9 protein-coding genes and 1 pseudogene are annotated in these 12,677 nt (G+C 73.3%); 4 read left to right on the top strand and 6 right to left on the bottom strand.

Annotated features, from left to right (window positions below):
• Window positions 1-32: 32 nt before the first annotated feature.
• Both ACIQPR_RS07540 and ACIQPR_RS07535 read right to left on the bottom strand, forming a co-directional pair.
• Window positions 33-1,631 carry a WD40 repeat domain-containing protein gene (locus ACIQPR_RS07540; RefSeq protein WP_403644743.1) on the bottom strand — a complete coding sequence of 533 codons (1,599 nt, stop codon included), beginning with the start codon at window positions 1,629-1,631 and terminating at the stop codon, window positions 33-35.
• An 834-nt stretch (window positions 1,632-2,465) separates the two neighbouring features.
• Window positions 2,466-3,517: pseudogene (locus ACIQPR_RS07535) on the bottom strand (hypothetical protein); the annotation flags it as partial.
• 524 nt (window positions 3,518-4,041) lie between these two features.
• On the opposite strand from ACIQPR_RS07535, the gene ACIQPR_RS07530 reads away from it, so the two are divergent.
• The 4 genes from ACIQPR_RS07530 (at window position 4,042) to ACIQPR_RS07515 (ending at window position 7,818) form a co-directional block, all read left to right on the top strand.
• Window positions 4,042-4,824 carry a hypothetical protein gene (locus ACIQPR_RS07530; protein WP_403643455.1) on the top strand — a complete coding sequence of 261 codons (783 nt, stop codon included), beginning with the start codon at window positions 4,042-4,044 and terminating at the stop codon, window positions 4,822-4,824.
• 357 nt (window positions 4,825-5,181) lie between these two features.
• A complete protein-coding gene (locus ACIQPR_RS07525; protein ID WP_403643452.1) occupies window positions 5,182-5,754 on the top strand; it encodes a TetR/AcrR family transcriptional regulator in 573 nt (190 codons plus the stop codon).
• A gap of 124 nt (window positions 5,755-5,878) precedes the next feature.
• Window positions 5,879-7,060 (top strand): acyl-CoA dehydrogenase family protein, encoded by a 1,182-nt coding sequence (locus ACIQPR_RS07520; protein ID WP_403643449.1) that lies wholly within the window; start codon window positions 5,879-5,881, stop codon window positions 7,058-7,060.
• On the top strand, window positions 7,060-7,818 hold the full coding sequence (locus ACIQPR_RS07515) for an SDR family NAD(P)-dependent oxidoreductase (RefSeq protein WP_403643446.1): 759 nt from the start codon (window positions 7,060-7,062) through the stop codon (window positions 7,816-7,818). Before ACIQPR_RS07520 ends, ACIQPR_RS07515 begins: the two co-directional genes overlap by 1 nt.
• A gap of 13 nt (window positions 7,819-7,831) precedes the next feature.
• Here the strand turns inward: ACIQPR_RS07515 and ACIQPR_RS07510 are convergent, their stop codons facing one another.
• Genes ACIQPR_RS07510 through ACIQPR_RS07495 form a run of 4 tightly spaced genes read right to left on the bottom strand, consistent with a single transcriptional unit; the run spans window position 7,832 to window position 12,666 of the window.
• The gene (locus ACIQPR_RS07510) at window positions 7,832-8,821 is read right to left on the bottom strand and encodes an NADPH:quinone oxidoreductase family protein (RefSeq protein ID WP_403643443.1); all 990 of its coding nucleotides are present in this window, start codon (window positions 8,819-8,821) and stop codon (window positions 7,832-7,834) included.
• Window positions 8,818-9,903 (bottom strand): ABC transporter permease, encoded by a 1,086-nt coding sequence (locus tag ACIQPR_RS07505; protein WP_403643440.1) that lies wholly within the window; start codon window positions 9,901-9,903, stop codon window positions 8,818-8,820. The genes ACIQPR_RS07510 and ACIQPR_RS07505 overlap by 4 nt, the downstream gene beginning before the upstream one ends.
• Complete coding sequence (locus tag ACIQPR_RS07500) at window positions 9,900-11,447, bottom strand: sugar ABC transporter ATP-binding protein (protein WP_403643437.1); 1,548 nt, start codon at window positions 11,445-11,447, stop codon at window positions 9,900-9,902. The genes ACIQPR_RS07505 and ACIQPR_RS07500 overlap by 4 nt, the downstream gene beginning before the upstream one ends.
• Before the next feature lies 1 nt (window position 11,448).
• Complete coding sequence (locus ACIQPR_RS07495) at window positions 11,449-12,666, bottom strand: sugar ABC transporter substrate-binding protein (protein ID WP_403643434.1); 1,218 nt, start codon at window positions 12,664-12,666, stop codon at window positions 11,449-11,451.
• Window positions 12,667-12,677 lie beyond the last annotated feature (11 nt).

Genomic DNA, 12,677 nt, shown 5'->3' with positions numbered 1-12,677 from the left:
CGCCGCGGCAAGGCCCCGGATCGGGCTCCGCCTCAACTCCCCGGGCACACCCTCCGATACGGCACGCCCGTCACGTACGCGTGCCACTGCTGCCGGGTGAGCCCGGTTCCTCCCGCTCGCGCGCACACCGCCTCGGCCGCCCGCGCGGGCGCGACGGTGTAGCGCTGGAGCGGCACGTGCGCGCTCGACGCGTAGAGGGTGCCGCTGTCGGGGCCGAACGCCAGGCTGTCGATCCGTTCGCCGGGCGTCGTCAGCGCGCCGCCCAGAGGCTGCTGGGTCGCGAGGTCCCACAGCTGGACGCTGCCGGCGTCGCCGCCCACGGCCAGGGTCCGGTCGTCGGGGCTGACGGCCAGCGCGCTGACCGCCTCCGCGCCGCCGGCGGTGTCCGCCTCGACCGTGCCGCGCGCCGGTGCGGGGAAGACGTTCCACAGCACCCCCTTGCGCAGCCGTATCCCGCCGTCCCACAGCGTCACCCGGCCCGCGCGGTCGCCGGCCGCCAGCAGCGAACCGTCCGCGGCGAAGGCGACGGCCCCGATCTCGTTGCCCCGGACCAGGTCACGGCGGGTGGTCGGACCCGAGGGCAGCCCGGTGACATGACTGTCGGCCACCAGCAGCCGGCCGTCGGGCCGGACGGCCAGATCGGCGCTGTCCAGAGCGGTCGGGCCGGCCCTCCCGCGCCGCCGGGAGACGTCCCAGTCCTCCTCGGCCAGCGGTCCGGCGGCCGTGGCGCGGTCCACGTGCAGCGTGCGGCCTCCCGGGCCCAGCGCGATCGAGAGGACCGCGTTCCTGGCCTCGCCTCCGGACAGGTCCAGAGTCGTGCGGGTGCGGCCCTTCGCGACGTCCCAGACCGTCAGCCGCTGGGGAGAGGACTGGGTGCCTGGCGCGGACACGCCGTACGCGAGGGCCTTGCCGTCCGGGGAGAACGACAGCAGCGGGGTCGTCTGCTCGGGGCTCACGCCCGGGGAGGAGCCGTGCGCCACGGGGAGCGGCGGGGCCGGGAGGGTGCGCGCGGCCCGGCCGGCCCTGGTGTCGCGCACCTCGACCCGGTAGGTGTCACCGGTGCGGCGGGCGGTGGCGAGGGTGTGGCCGTCGGGGGCGAGCACGGCCGCGTCCACGGGATCCGGGCGCCAGTCGCGGGTGACGGTCCGGGAGATGTCGAGCGAGTGCACCGAACCGCCCTCGGTGTAGCGCAGCACCGTGCCGTCGGGGTCCCAGGCGAGCGTGCCGTACACCTGCTCGTTGTTCAGGGGCTGGCGGAACACGGGCCGGTCGACGCCGATCCGCCAGACCCTGAGTTCCTCGTCGTCGGCGGTCGCCAGGAAGTCGTCGTCGGGGCTGAAGGAGGCGAACCGGGCGCCGGGGTCGCCGAGTTCGGCCACCGGGTCGCCCGAGCGGACGTCCCAGACCCGGACCCCGTCCCCGTTCACGGCGGCCAGGCGCCGACCGCTGTCGAAGGCGAGCACGGACCGCTCGTTGTCGCAGACGGCGCCCGCCTTCTCCCAGGAACCCGGGACGGTGCGTCCGGTCGCCGTGTCCCGGATCCGCAGCACGCCGCCGAGCGAGCAGACGGCCGTGCGCCGGCCGTCCGTGCCGGGTGCCACCAGCGTGCCGTTCTCCGCGTGCGTCCGCATCAGTGTCCGGCCGTCCTCGGCCGAGCGGACCTCTACGTCGTAGTCGTCGGCGTCGCTCACCACGTAGTCGGGTCCGGCGAAGCGCACGGAGGCCGATGGCGGCAGCCGGTCGGCCCGCCATCGCCGGGTCGTGGTGTCCCACAGGCGCACCCTGCCGTCGTCGTCGACCACGAGGAGTCGGCCGTCCGCGCTCGCGCCCCGCACTCTGCCGCTGGTGGGCAGCCGTCCCGACGCGATCCGCCGGTGCCGTACGACGTCCCAGGTGCGCCAGTCGCGTCCTTCGGCGCTCAGCAGGATCCGGCCGGAGCGCAGCAGCTGCCGTCCGGTGTCGTCCCCGGGCGCCGGGTCCACGAAGATGTCCTGCTCGGGCTGGTCGAGCGCGCCCATGAGGGCCCGCCGGGTCTCCGGCAGCCGGGCCACCCGCCAGGCGGCGACCCCCAGGAGCTGTGCCGTGCGGGGATCGGTCGTCTGGAGGGCGTACGCGACACCGGCGACGCGGCGGGCGGCCTCCTCGGTGCTTCTGCGGTGGTTGTCGTCGTTCTGCTGGAGGGCGACGAACCCGGCGGTGAGCGCCATGACGAGGACGGCCGCGAGGGTCACGAGCAGGGTGCGGGTCCGCCGGGTGGAGCGGGCCGCGGCCCGGCGCTCCGCCGTGCGGGCCTCGCGAGCGGCGGCGAGGAAGCCTCGTTCGGGGCCGGTGAGCACGCGGTCCGCGGCTCCGTCGGCGAACAGTTCCTCCGCGCGGGCCAGCCGCAGGCCCCGGTACAGGGTTCCGGGGTCGCGCTCGTGCTCCAGCCAGGCGTGCGCGGCCTCGGTGAGCCTGCGGTGCTCGCGCAGCCGTTCGCGGTCCTCCTCCAGCCAGCCGTGCAGCCGGGGCCAGCAGTCGAGCAGGGCCTCGTGGGCGAGTTGTACGGCGTCCTCGTCCACGGTGAGCAGCCGGGCGCCGGCGAGGCTCTCCAGCACGGCGGGCACCTCGGGGTTCGCCCACTCGGACAGTTCCGTCCGGGACAGCGGCGCCGGGTGTCGGCGGCGCCCTGGCCCGGTTCGACGAGCCGCAGCAGCAGACAGCGCGCGGTCTCGGCCTGCGCGGGGGTGAGCCGTCCGTAGGCCTCCTCGGCGCTGGCCGCGATGGCGCCCCGCACTCCGCCCGCCGCCTCGTAGGCGTCCAGCGTCAGCAGCCGGCTCCGGCGCCGCCGCCAGGTCTCCAGGAGCGCGTGCGAGAGCATCGGGAGTCCGCCCGGCTGGTCCATGACCTCCTCGACGATGCGCGCGGTCAGCTCGCGCTCGACCAGGAGCCCGGCGGCCTGCGCCGGGCCGACGACCGTCTCGCGCAGTTCCCCGGCGGTCATCGGCCCCACCAGCAGACCGGCGCCGCGCAGCGCCTCCGCGAGCGGCCGGTGCTCGGCACAGCGGGGGTAGAAGTCGGCGCGTACGGCGATCAGCACCCGCAGCCGGCTCCGCGGGTCCCGGGCCGTGATCAGCAGGTCGATGAACCGGGCTCGCTCCTGCGGGTCCCGGCAGAGCGTGAAGACCTCCTCGAACTGATCGACCAGGACCCAGCTCTCCGGCTCGTGGTCGGCGGGGCTGAGCAGATGGCCGTAGCTGCTCGCGGGGGTGGGGCCGGGGGTGAGGATGCGCAGCACGGCCGGGCGGCTGCGCTCCCCGATCTTCTTGCGGAGCCGGGGCACGAGGCCGGCCCGCAGCAGTGAGGACTTGCCGCTGCCGGACGCGCCGAACACGACGGCGAACCGGTGCTCGCAGACGAGTTCCTCCAGTTCGGCGGCGAGCCGGTCCCGGCCGAAGAACAGCTCCCGGTCGTCGGGCTCGAACCGCGCGAGCCCCCGGTACGGCGGCACCGAACCGTCCGCCGGCTCGTCCCGCACCATGGCGGAGACGGCCGCCCTGGCCGCTTCCCAGCGCGCCTCCCATACGGCTAGGTCGCCGCCGCAGGCCCGTACGTACCCCTGGAGGACGGGCAGCGACGGCAGGCGGCGCCCGCCCGCGGCGTCGGACAACGTTGTCGCCGAGTAGCCGGCCGTGGACTCCATGGCGCGGTAGGACGGTTGTCCGGCGGCCCCGCGCAGTTCGCGCAGCCCGTGCGCGAGCCGTTGGACGGGCCCCGCCTCGGGATCGAGGGCCTTCTCTGGACGCCCCATGGACAGACCTCCGCCTGAGGTACGAAACCGGTATCCGGAGCGATGACCCTATGTTTCCGCCCATCTACCGGTAAACCCGGCCGGACGAACATCACAATCCGCGGGAATCGCCGCGCGCGGACGACGAGCCGGACAACCGGGGACCGGCGGGGTTGGCCGGAGTGACGGAAGGGACGTGCCGGACAACTCCCGCGGTCGCCAGCATCGGAGCACGAAGGCCGGAGTACCGGCTCACCGAGCAGGCTGGAGCACCCATGTCCCTCCCCTCCCCCACACCGTCGGCCACGCCACGCGGCCACCGGGTCCGGCGTGGCGCCGCCCTTCTGGGCGCCGCCCTCACGGCCGCGAGCGCGCTGGTGGCGGCGAGTCCGGCCACGGCCGGCGCGGCCGACTCGGTGCCCACCGAGCAGGAGCTTCTCTCCCAGTGCGGCAAGGCCGACTACTGCAAGTTCCACACCGACTCGCTGACCAAGGGCCTCGTCGGTGAGAAGCATCAGGTCGGTGGCGCCGCGTACAACTGCGGGGGCACCGTCCACCGCACCCTGACCTGGTCGGAGACGACGGGGGCGACGACCAACGCCAGCATCACCGCCTCCCTGGCCTCCGCGCTGTGGGAGCCGATCTCGGTCTCCGTGAGCGCGACGCTGGGCAAGTCCGTCGAGGAGAAGCACACGACGTCGGTCAGCGTCGACTACACGATGGAGCCGTACACGAAGTTCTGGATCACCCGGGGCACCGGCTACCAGATCATCGAGGGCGACTGGGAGCTGCACTTCGGGACGAAGTTCCACGGCCACTACTACTGGTACGACAACGGCTACCAGACCAAGGTCGAGGACCCGGACGGCGGCTGGGAGGCGTACAACTACACGCCCATGACCGACGCGGAGGTCAAGAGCCACTGCAACACCACCAGCCCGAAGGGCCGGGGCAAGACGACCGTGACGCACTACCTGCGCGGGGTCGAGGGCAACCGCAACGACCAGTGGGAGTACGTGAAGAACCGGGGTCCGGCCTACGTCAGGTCCTCGTCCTGAGGGAGGGACGCCACCGCGAGCGGGGCGCCCCACCGCCCCGCTCGCTCCTCACGCGTCGATCCCCTCCTGGAACGGTCCACCCGAGGTCCCGGGCACGCCCGGCGCGGACGGCTCCGCGGTGGCCAGGGCCACCGCGGACCGGCTCACCGCCGGGCTCTCGTACGGGGGGATCTCCTCGCCCGGCCCGTTCACCGGCACGTCCGCGCCCGAGGGCTACGACGCCGACGTGACCGTGACCGGGATCCCGTACACCTGCACCGTCGGCCGACCCCGCCGCCCGGCCGGTCGCCCTCCGCCCGGCCGGGCGGTTCTCCGGCGGTCGGGAGGACGCGGGCACCTGGCGGATACGCTGATGTCATGTCCTCTTCTCGCCGCACCGCCCGCCAGGCCGATCTCCTGGAGCGGCTGGTCACGCTGCTGGCGGCCGAGGGCTTCGCCTCGTTCACCCTGGACAGTCTGGCCGAGCGGCTGCGCTGCTCGAAGACCACGCTCTACCAACTCGCGGGAAGCAAGCAGGACTTGGTCCGGGAGGCGGTCAAGCACTACTTCCGCGGGGCGACCGAGGCGGTCGAGAAGAAGATCGCCGAGACCGCCGATCCGGCCGGCCGCGTCCAGGTGTACCTGACCACCGTCGCCGAGCAGCTCAGCCCGCTGTCCCGGACCTTCCTGGACGACATGGCGCGGTTCCCGCCCGCGCGTGAGGTGTACGAGGCGAACACCCGGCTCGCCGCCGACCGGCTGCGTCAGCTGATCGCGGAGGGGGTCGCGGTCGGCGCCTTCCGCGAGGTGCACGCCGCGTTCGTGGGCGAGGTCGCCGCCGCGACGATGCGGCAGATCCAGCTGGGCGAGGTCGGGACCCGAACCGGCCTGACGGACTCCGAGGCCTACGCACAGCTCGCGTCCCTGATCGTGCACGCCGTGTCGTCCTGAGCGTCCGCCCCGACCGGCGCCCGTAGACGGAATTCCGCGCGGGAGGGCGCTTTCGCACTCCCCACAGCCGTACGCAGAATGATACTTTGGTATCCACTTCAGTATCATTTCGAGGAGGCGCCCGATGCCCGCCACCCGCACGGTGCAGACGGAAGAGGCCGCCGACCTCCTCCAGCTGACTCGTACGTTCGCGTCCAAGGAACTGTCCCCCAAAGCCGCCGCCGACGAGGCCGACGGCACCTTCCCCCGGGACCTCTTCCGGACCCTCGGCCGCAGCGGCCTGCTCGGACTGCCCTATCCCGAGGAGTACGGCGGCGCGGGCCAGCCGTACGAGGTGTACCTCCAGGTCCTGGAGGAACTCGCGGCCGAGTGGTCGAGCATCGCGGTCGGCGTCTCCGTCCACGCGCTCTCCTGCTTCCCCCTCGCCGCCTTCGGTACCGAGGAGCAGCGCCGGAAGTGGCTCCCGGACATGCTCGGCGGCGAACTGCTCGGCGCGTACTGCCTGTCGGAGCCGCACGCCGGGTCCGACCCGGCCGCGATGCGCACCCGCGCGGTGCGCGACGGCGACCACTACGTGCTCGACGGGGTGAAGGCCTGGACGACCCACGGCGGGCACGCCGACTTCTACACCGTCATGGCCCGCACCTCGGACGACCGTACGCACGGCACGTCCTGCTTCCTCGTCCCCGCGGACGCGCCCGGGCTGAGCGCCGATCCGCCGGAGCGCAAGATGGGCCTCACCGGCTCGGCGACGGCGACCATGCGTCTGGAGGGCGTCCGGGTGCCCATCGAGCGCCGGATCGGCGAGGAGGGACAGGGGCTGCGGATCGCGCTGGCCTCGCTCGACTCCGGGCGGCTCGGTATCGCGGCCGTCGCCACGGGCCTGGCCCAGGGCGCCTTCGACCACGCGGTGCGCTACGCGCGCGAGCGGGAGACGTTCGGGAAGCCGATCATCGACCACCAGGGGCTCGCGTTCGTGCTCGCCGACATGGGGGCCGCGATCCACTCGGCGCGCGCCACGACGCTGGCCGCCGCCCGGCTGAAGGACCAGGGGCTGCCCTTCACCTCGGAGGCGTCCATCGCCAAGCTCGTGGCCACGGACAACGCCATGAAGGTGACCACGGACGCCGTGCAGGTGCTCGGCGGGTACGGCTACACCCGCGACTTCCCAGTGGAGCGCTACATGCGCGAGGCGAAGGTCATGCAGATCTTCGAGGGGACCAACCAGATCCAGCGCATGGTGATCAGCCGCGCGCTGAGCCGCCCCGACGGCGGCACCGTGACCGTGCTCGGCAAGGAGACCTGATGCGACTGGAGAACACCGCGGCCCTCGTCACCGGCGGAGCGTCGGGCCTCGGCGCGGCGACCGCGCGGGCCCTGGCGGCCGAGGGTGCGACCGTGTACGCGCTGGACCTCGCGGCGAGCGTCGAGCGGGCTCCCGAGGTGGAGGGGGTCACCCACCTGGCGGCCGATGTCACCGACCCCGAGCAGGTCGCGGCGGCCGTGGCGACCGCCGCCGGCGGCGGAGCACCCCTGCGTACGGTGGTCAACTGCGCGGGGATCGCGCCGTCGATGCGGATCGTCGGCAAGAAGGGTGTGCACGACCTCGCGCTGTACGCCAAGGTCGTGCAGGTCAACCTGATCGGTTCGTTCAACGTGCTGGCGCTCGCGGCCGAGGCCGTCGCCGCCACCGAGGCCGACGCCGAAGGACAGCGGGGCGTCGTCGTCAACACCGCCTCGGTCGCGGCCTACGACGGGCAGATCGGGCAGGCCGCGTACGCGTCGTCCAAGGGCGGTGTCGTGGGCCTGACCCTGCCGGCCGCCCGCGACCTGGCGCAGTACGGCATCCGGGTGTGCACCATCGCGCCGGGCATCGTGGAGACGCCGATGCTGGCCACGGTCTCGGAGGAGTTCCGCACCTCGCTCGCCGCCAGCGTCCCCTTCCCCCGCCGGCTGGCCCGGCCCGAGGAGTACGCCCAGCTGGTCCTGGCGATCATCGGCAACGACTACCTCAACGGCGAGACGATCCGCATGGACGCCGCCGTACGGCTCGCTCCGCGCTGACCGCCTTGCCGTTTCACGTCAGGTCGACGACGAGCTTGCCGAGCGCGCTGCGCGTCTCGATGGCGCGCAGCGCGTCCGCCGTCCCCGCGAGCGGGTAGGTCCCGCGCACCACGGGCCACAGCCGGCCCTCGGCGATCCGCGGCAGCAGCTGCGTCCACTGCTCGGCGAGGTAGCCGGGGCGCTGCCGGACGTACTCGGCCCAGGCGACGCCGAGCACACCGGAGTTGCCGAGCAGGAGCCGGTTGGTGCGCACGCTGGCGATGTCGCCCGAGGCGAACCCGAGGACCAGGAGGCGGCCCTCCGGTGCCAGGGCGCGGAGCGAGTCGGTCACCCTGTCGCCGCCGACCGGATCGACCACGATGTCGACGCCCCGCCCGCCGGTCAGCCCGCGGACCGCGTCGAGGAAGCCGTCCGGTGCCACGACCTGGTGGGCGCCGCAGTCCCGGGCGAGCCGCGCCTTCTCCTCGCTGGACGCGACCGCGATGACCTCGGCGCCCCAGGCGCGCGCGATCTGCACCGAGGCGGTCCCGAGCCCGCCGGCGGCACCGTGCACCAGGACCGTCCCGCCCGGCACGAGTCCGCCGCGCCGGGTGAGCGCGAAGTGCGCGGTGAGGTGGTTGACGACGAGCGCGGCGCCCTCGACGAACCCGATGCCGTCCGGGAGGGGCACCACATGGGCCGGGTCGACCGAGACGACCTCCGCGAGCCCCCCGAAGGTGAGGAAGGCCGCGACCCGGTCGCCCGCCCCGAACCCGGAGCCGTCGGGAGCGTCGAGGACGACGCCCGCCACCTCAAGCCCCGGCGCGAACGGCAACGGCGGCTTCACCTGGTAGAGGCCCCGGGTCGCGAGGAGGTCCGGGAAGGTGATGCCCGCGGCGCGCACCGCGACGCGGACGGCGGCGGCGTCGTGCGCGGGTTCGTCGATCTCCCGCACGACCAGGGCGTCGGGCCCGTCGTACGCCGTGATCAGCGCCGCACGCATGGTGCGTCCGGGCGTGCTCATGCGAGCGACTCCTCCCTGCGGCTCTCCAGTTCCCTGATGCGGGCGCGCTCGGCCCGCCGTTTGCGCTGTCGGGCGGTCCAGGAGGACAGTCCGACGGCGACGAACAGCATCGCGCCGTTGAACACCGGCTCGACCCACAGCGCGACGCCGACCTGCTGGAGCCCGGCGACCGCCACGCCCACGACGTAGACGGCGACCAGGGTGCCCATGATGTTGAAGCGGCCCGGAGTGATCGCCGTGGCGCCCAGGAAGGCACCCGCGAAGGCCGGGATGAGCAGGGAGTTCCCGGTGTCGGGGGTCGCGGCCCCGATGCTCGCGCCGAGGACGACTCCGCCCACTCCGGCGAGCACGGACGAGCTGACGAAGGTCAGCACGATGTACGAGCCCGCCGGGACGCCCGACAGTTCGGCGGCCCGCTTGTTGCTGCCGATCGCGTACATGCGGCGGCCCAGCGGCATCCGGTACATGACGACGGCGAGCGCGAGCACCGTGACGGCCGCGTACACGACCGGCAGTTTGAGCCCGAGGAGTTCGCCGCGCGAGATGTCGGTGAGGGCGGCGGGCGCGGCGCCGTAGACGCTCTCGCCCTTCGAGTACGCCAGGGTGACGCCGGTCAGGATGCTGCCGGCGGCGAGGGTCGCGATGAACGAGTTGATGCCGAACCGGGTGATCGCGATCCCGTTGGCCAGACCGACGACCGCCGACATGGCGAGGGCCGCCGCGATGGCCGCCACGACGGGTACCCCGTGCTGGAGGACGAGTCCGACGGTGAGCATCTGGGAGAGGCCGAACGTCGACGCGACGGAGAGGTCGAACTCCCCCACGACGAGCGGCAGTGTCACGGCCATGGCGAGGAAGACCACGGTGACCTGGTTGTTGAGGACCGCGCGGAAGTTGTCGACCGTCCCGAACGACTCGGGGCGCGCGAGGGAGAACCCCACGAACAGGACGACGAGCACGCCGACGAGCGAGTAGGTGCTCAGCAGGTTCGGGCCGAACAGGCGGCGGGTGCGCGCGGGCCGGTCCGGCGGCGGCGGGGACTTCTTTCCGGAGGTGGGTGTCATGGCGTCCTGGGCGGTCATTGCGGTTGCCCTTCACGTGTGCCGTTCGTGAGCGCGGTGAGCCGGTCGAGGGTGAGGTCGTCGCGGTCGTGCCGGGCGATGGCCTCGCCGTAGCGCATCACCAGGACCCGGTCGCTGAGCGCGAGCGTCTCTTCGAGGTCGGAGCTGGTGAGGAGGATCGACATGCCGTTGTCCCGGGCCCAGCGGACGCGGGAGTAGAGGTCCTCGCGGGCGCCGATGTCGACACCGACGGTCGGTTCGGCCAAGACGAGCAGGCGCGGTTCGGTGGCGAGCCACTTGGCCAGCAGCACCTTCTGCATGTTGCCGCCGCTCAGGGTGGACAGGGTCGCCTCGGGGTCGGCGGGGCGGACGCCGCTCTCGGCGAGCACGGCGGCAGCCCGGCGGGACTCCTCGCCGCGGCTCATCCGGGCGTTGGAGACCGGTGCCCGTCCGTCGAGGTAGAGGTTCTCGCGGGCGGTGAGGTCGACGGCGAGGCCGTCGCGCACCCGGTCCGGTGGCACGTACGCCACCCGGTGGGCGCGGTGGCGCGGGGTGGCCGTGGGCCGGTAGGGCGCTCCGTCGAGCAGCATGCCGCCGCCGTCCGCGGCGGCGACACCGGCGACGATCTCGCCCACGAGGAGGTGTCCCGAGTCGGGCAGTCCCGTCACGCCGAGGATCTCGCCGGGGGCGATGTCGAACGACAGCGGGACGAGCCGCTCGTGCGCGATGTCCCGCACGCGCAGGCGCGGCACGGCGGAGGACAGGATCGCGCGCCGCTCGCGGCGGTCGGTGGTGACGTCCTGCCCGACGACCAGCGCCGCGAGTTCCCGGCCGGTCAGCCCGGCCGCCGGGCGGCTCGCCACGACGGCGCCGTCGCGCAGGACGGTGACCTGGTCGCAGACCGTCAGGCATTCGTCGAGGGCGTGACTGATCAGGACGCAGGCGACGCCCTGTGCGGCGAGGTCGCGGATGCGCTGGTAGAGGCGCCGGGCGTCGAGGGCTCCGAGGTTCGCGGTCGGTTCGTCGAGGATGAGGACGTCGGCCCGCAGGGCCAGCGCCCGCGCGATCGCCACGAGTGTCTGCTCGGCGATCGGCAGGTCCGAGACGAGCGTGTCGACGTCGGTGCGCATCCCGACGCGTCGCAGGGACGTCTCGGCCAGTGCGCGCAGCGCCGCGCGGTCGATCAGGCGCCGGCGGCGGGGGAAGCCGACGACGAGGGCGATGTTCTCGGCGATGGTGAGGCCCGGGGACAGCGCCCGGTCCTGGTGGATGATCGCGAGTCCCAGTGCCGTGACGGCCGAGGGGCGGTGATGCGGCGGGAGGGTGACGCCGCCGACCGTGACGGTGCCGGCGTCCTGTGTCTCGGCGCCGCCGACGATCTTCACCAGGGTCGACTTGCCCGCGCCGTTGGCTCCGAGCAGGCCGTGGATCTCGCCCCGGCCGACGCTGAGGTCCGCGCCGGCCAGGGCGACGGCGCCGCCGTACACCTTGGTCAGGCCCCTCACCCGCAGGGCGGGTGCCGCGTCCGTGTCCCGTCCCGCGGCGTACGGGTGGCCGCCTGTCATGTCAGGAGACCCCCCAGATCTTCTTGTACTCCGAGGCGAAGTCGACCATCCCGCTCCACTTGTCGATGTCGGTGCCGGCGGGGACGGTCGCCCGGTCGAAGGTCACGACGCCGAGGCCGGTCCGGTCACCGGGGAGGTAGGGCTGCTTGGCCATGCCCCGGACGACCTGGTCGACGGTGGCCCATCCCGCCCAGGCGGGCGAGGCACCGGCGTTGTAGAGCACCTGGCCGCTCTTGAGGGCTTCGAGGCCGGTCGAGTCGGCGTCCTTGACCAGGATCTTGACCTGGTCGGACTTGCCGGCCGAGGCGACCGCCTGGACGGCCGCCGGCAGGCCCACCGAGTAGGGCAGGACCAGGGAGGTCGCGGTCGGGTCCTTGGCCAGGGCACCGGTGACGATCGAGTTGACCTTGGTCGGGTCGGCCGCGTCGGTGATCTTCCAGGACACGTCGGTGGTCCGGCAGCCGGAGCAGGTGGCCATGACCTTCTTGTACTGGCCCATCGCCTCGATGAGGGACGGCGCGGAGGGGTCGGTGACGACGATCGAGTCGGCCTTGCCGTTCGTGCGGGCGATCTCGGCGTAGGCGAGCAGCGACTCCATCAGCGGCATGCGGAACGACACGTAGGCGTCGTACAGGGTGCCGGACTTCGGCCGGGTGTCGCCGTTGACGACCGTGATGATGCCCTTGGAGCGGGCCTCGGCGAGCTTGTCGCCGACGGCGAGGGTCGGGACCGCGATGCCGATGATGGCGTCCGGGCCGCGGCTGATCGCGGTGTCGAACGCCTGGGAGTAGCCCTGGGGCGTGCCGCCGCCGTCGATGATCTCCGCCGTCCAGCCGAGCGCCTTGGCCGCGGCGACGACGCCGTTCGCGGAGGACATGCAGGCCGTGGCGCTCTTGGAGCAGGCGATGACCTGGAGGTCGGCCTTCGCGGCCGGTTTCGGGGCCGACGTGGGGCCCTTCCAGCTGGTGTAGGGCGTGATCTGGCCGGGCTTCACCGGGAAGTCGCCGGCGCTGTACGAGAACTTGCCCATGGTGCTGGTGACGAGGGTCTCGGCCTCCTTCGCCACGGCGTTGGTCGCCGTCTTGCCGAGGTCGGTCGACGTGGTCGAGTCCGATCCGGAGCCGCACGCGCTGAGCAGGACGGTCGCCGCGAGGGTGATGCCGCCGAAGGTCAGGTGGACTCTTCTGCCGGCGGCACGCCTTCGTGCTGTGGAATTCATGCGATCTCCTC

It is taken from the genome of Streptomyces sp. NPDC091280 (assembly GCF_044768565.1).
Classification (GTDB): domain Bacteria; phylum Actinomycetota; class Actinomycetes; order Streptomycetales; family Streptomycetaceae; genus Streptomyces.
This window is presented reverse-complemented; position numbering and strand designations above follow the sequence as displayed.

Excerpts from the sequence above, each read along its gene's own strand:
- ACIQPR_RS07515 (WP_403643446.1), top strand. The coding sequence starts at position 7,060 with ATGCGACTGGAGAACACCGCGGCCCTCGTCACCGGCGGAGCGTCGGGC.
- ACIQPR_RS07525 (WP_403643452.1), top strand. The coding sequence starts at position 5,182 with ATGTCCTCTTCTCGCCGCACCGCCCGCCAGGCCGATCTCCTGGAGCGG.
- ACIQPR_RS07530 (WP_403643455.1), top strand. The coding sequence starts at position 4,042 with ATGTCCCTCCCCTCCCCCACACCGTCGGCCACGCCACGCGGCCACCGG.
- ACIQPR_RS07540 (WP_403644743.1), bottom strand. The coding sequence starts at position 1,631 with ATGCGGACGCACGCGGAGAACGGCACGCTGGTGGCACCCGGCACGGAC.
- ACIQPR_RS07500 (WP_403643437.1), bottom strand. The coding sequence starts at position 11,447 with ATGACAGGCGGCCACCCGTACGCCGCGGGACGGGACACGGACGCGGCA.
- ACIQPR_RS07520 (WP_403643449.1), top strand. The coding sequence starts at position 5,879 with ATGCCCGCCACCCGCACGGTGCAGACGGAAGAGGCCGCCGACCTCCTC.
- ACIQPR_RS07510 (WP_403643443.1), bottom strand. The coding sequence starts at position 8,821 with ATGAGCACGCCCGGACGCACCATGCGTGCGGCGCTGATCACGGCGTAC.
- ACIQPR_RS07505 (WP_403643440.1), bottom strand. The coding sequence starts at position 9,903 with ATGACCGCCCAGGACGCCATGACACCCACCTCCGGAAAGAAGTCCCCG.
- ACIQPR_RS07495 (WP_403643434.1), bottom strand. The coding sequence starts at position 12,666 with ATGAATTCCACAGCACGAAGGCGTGCCGCCGGCAGAAGAGTCCACCTG.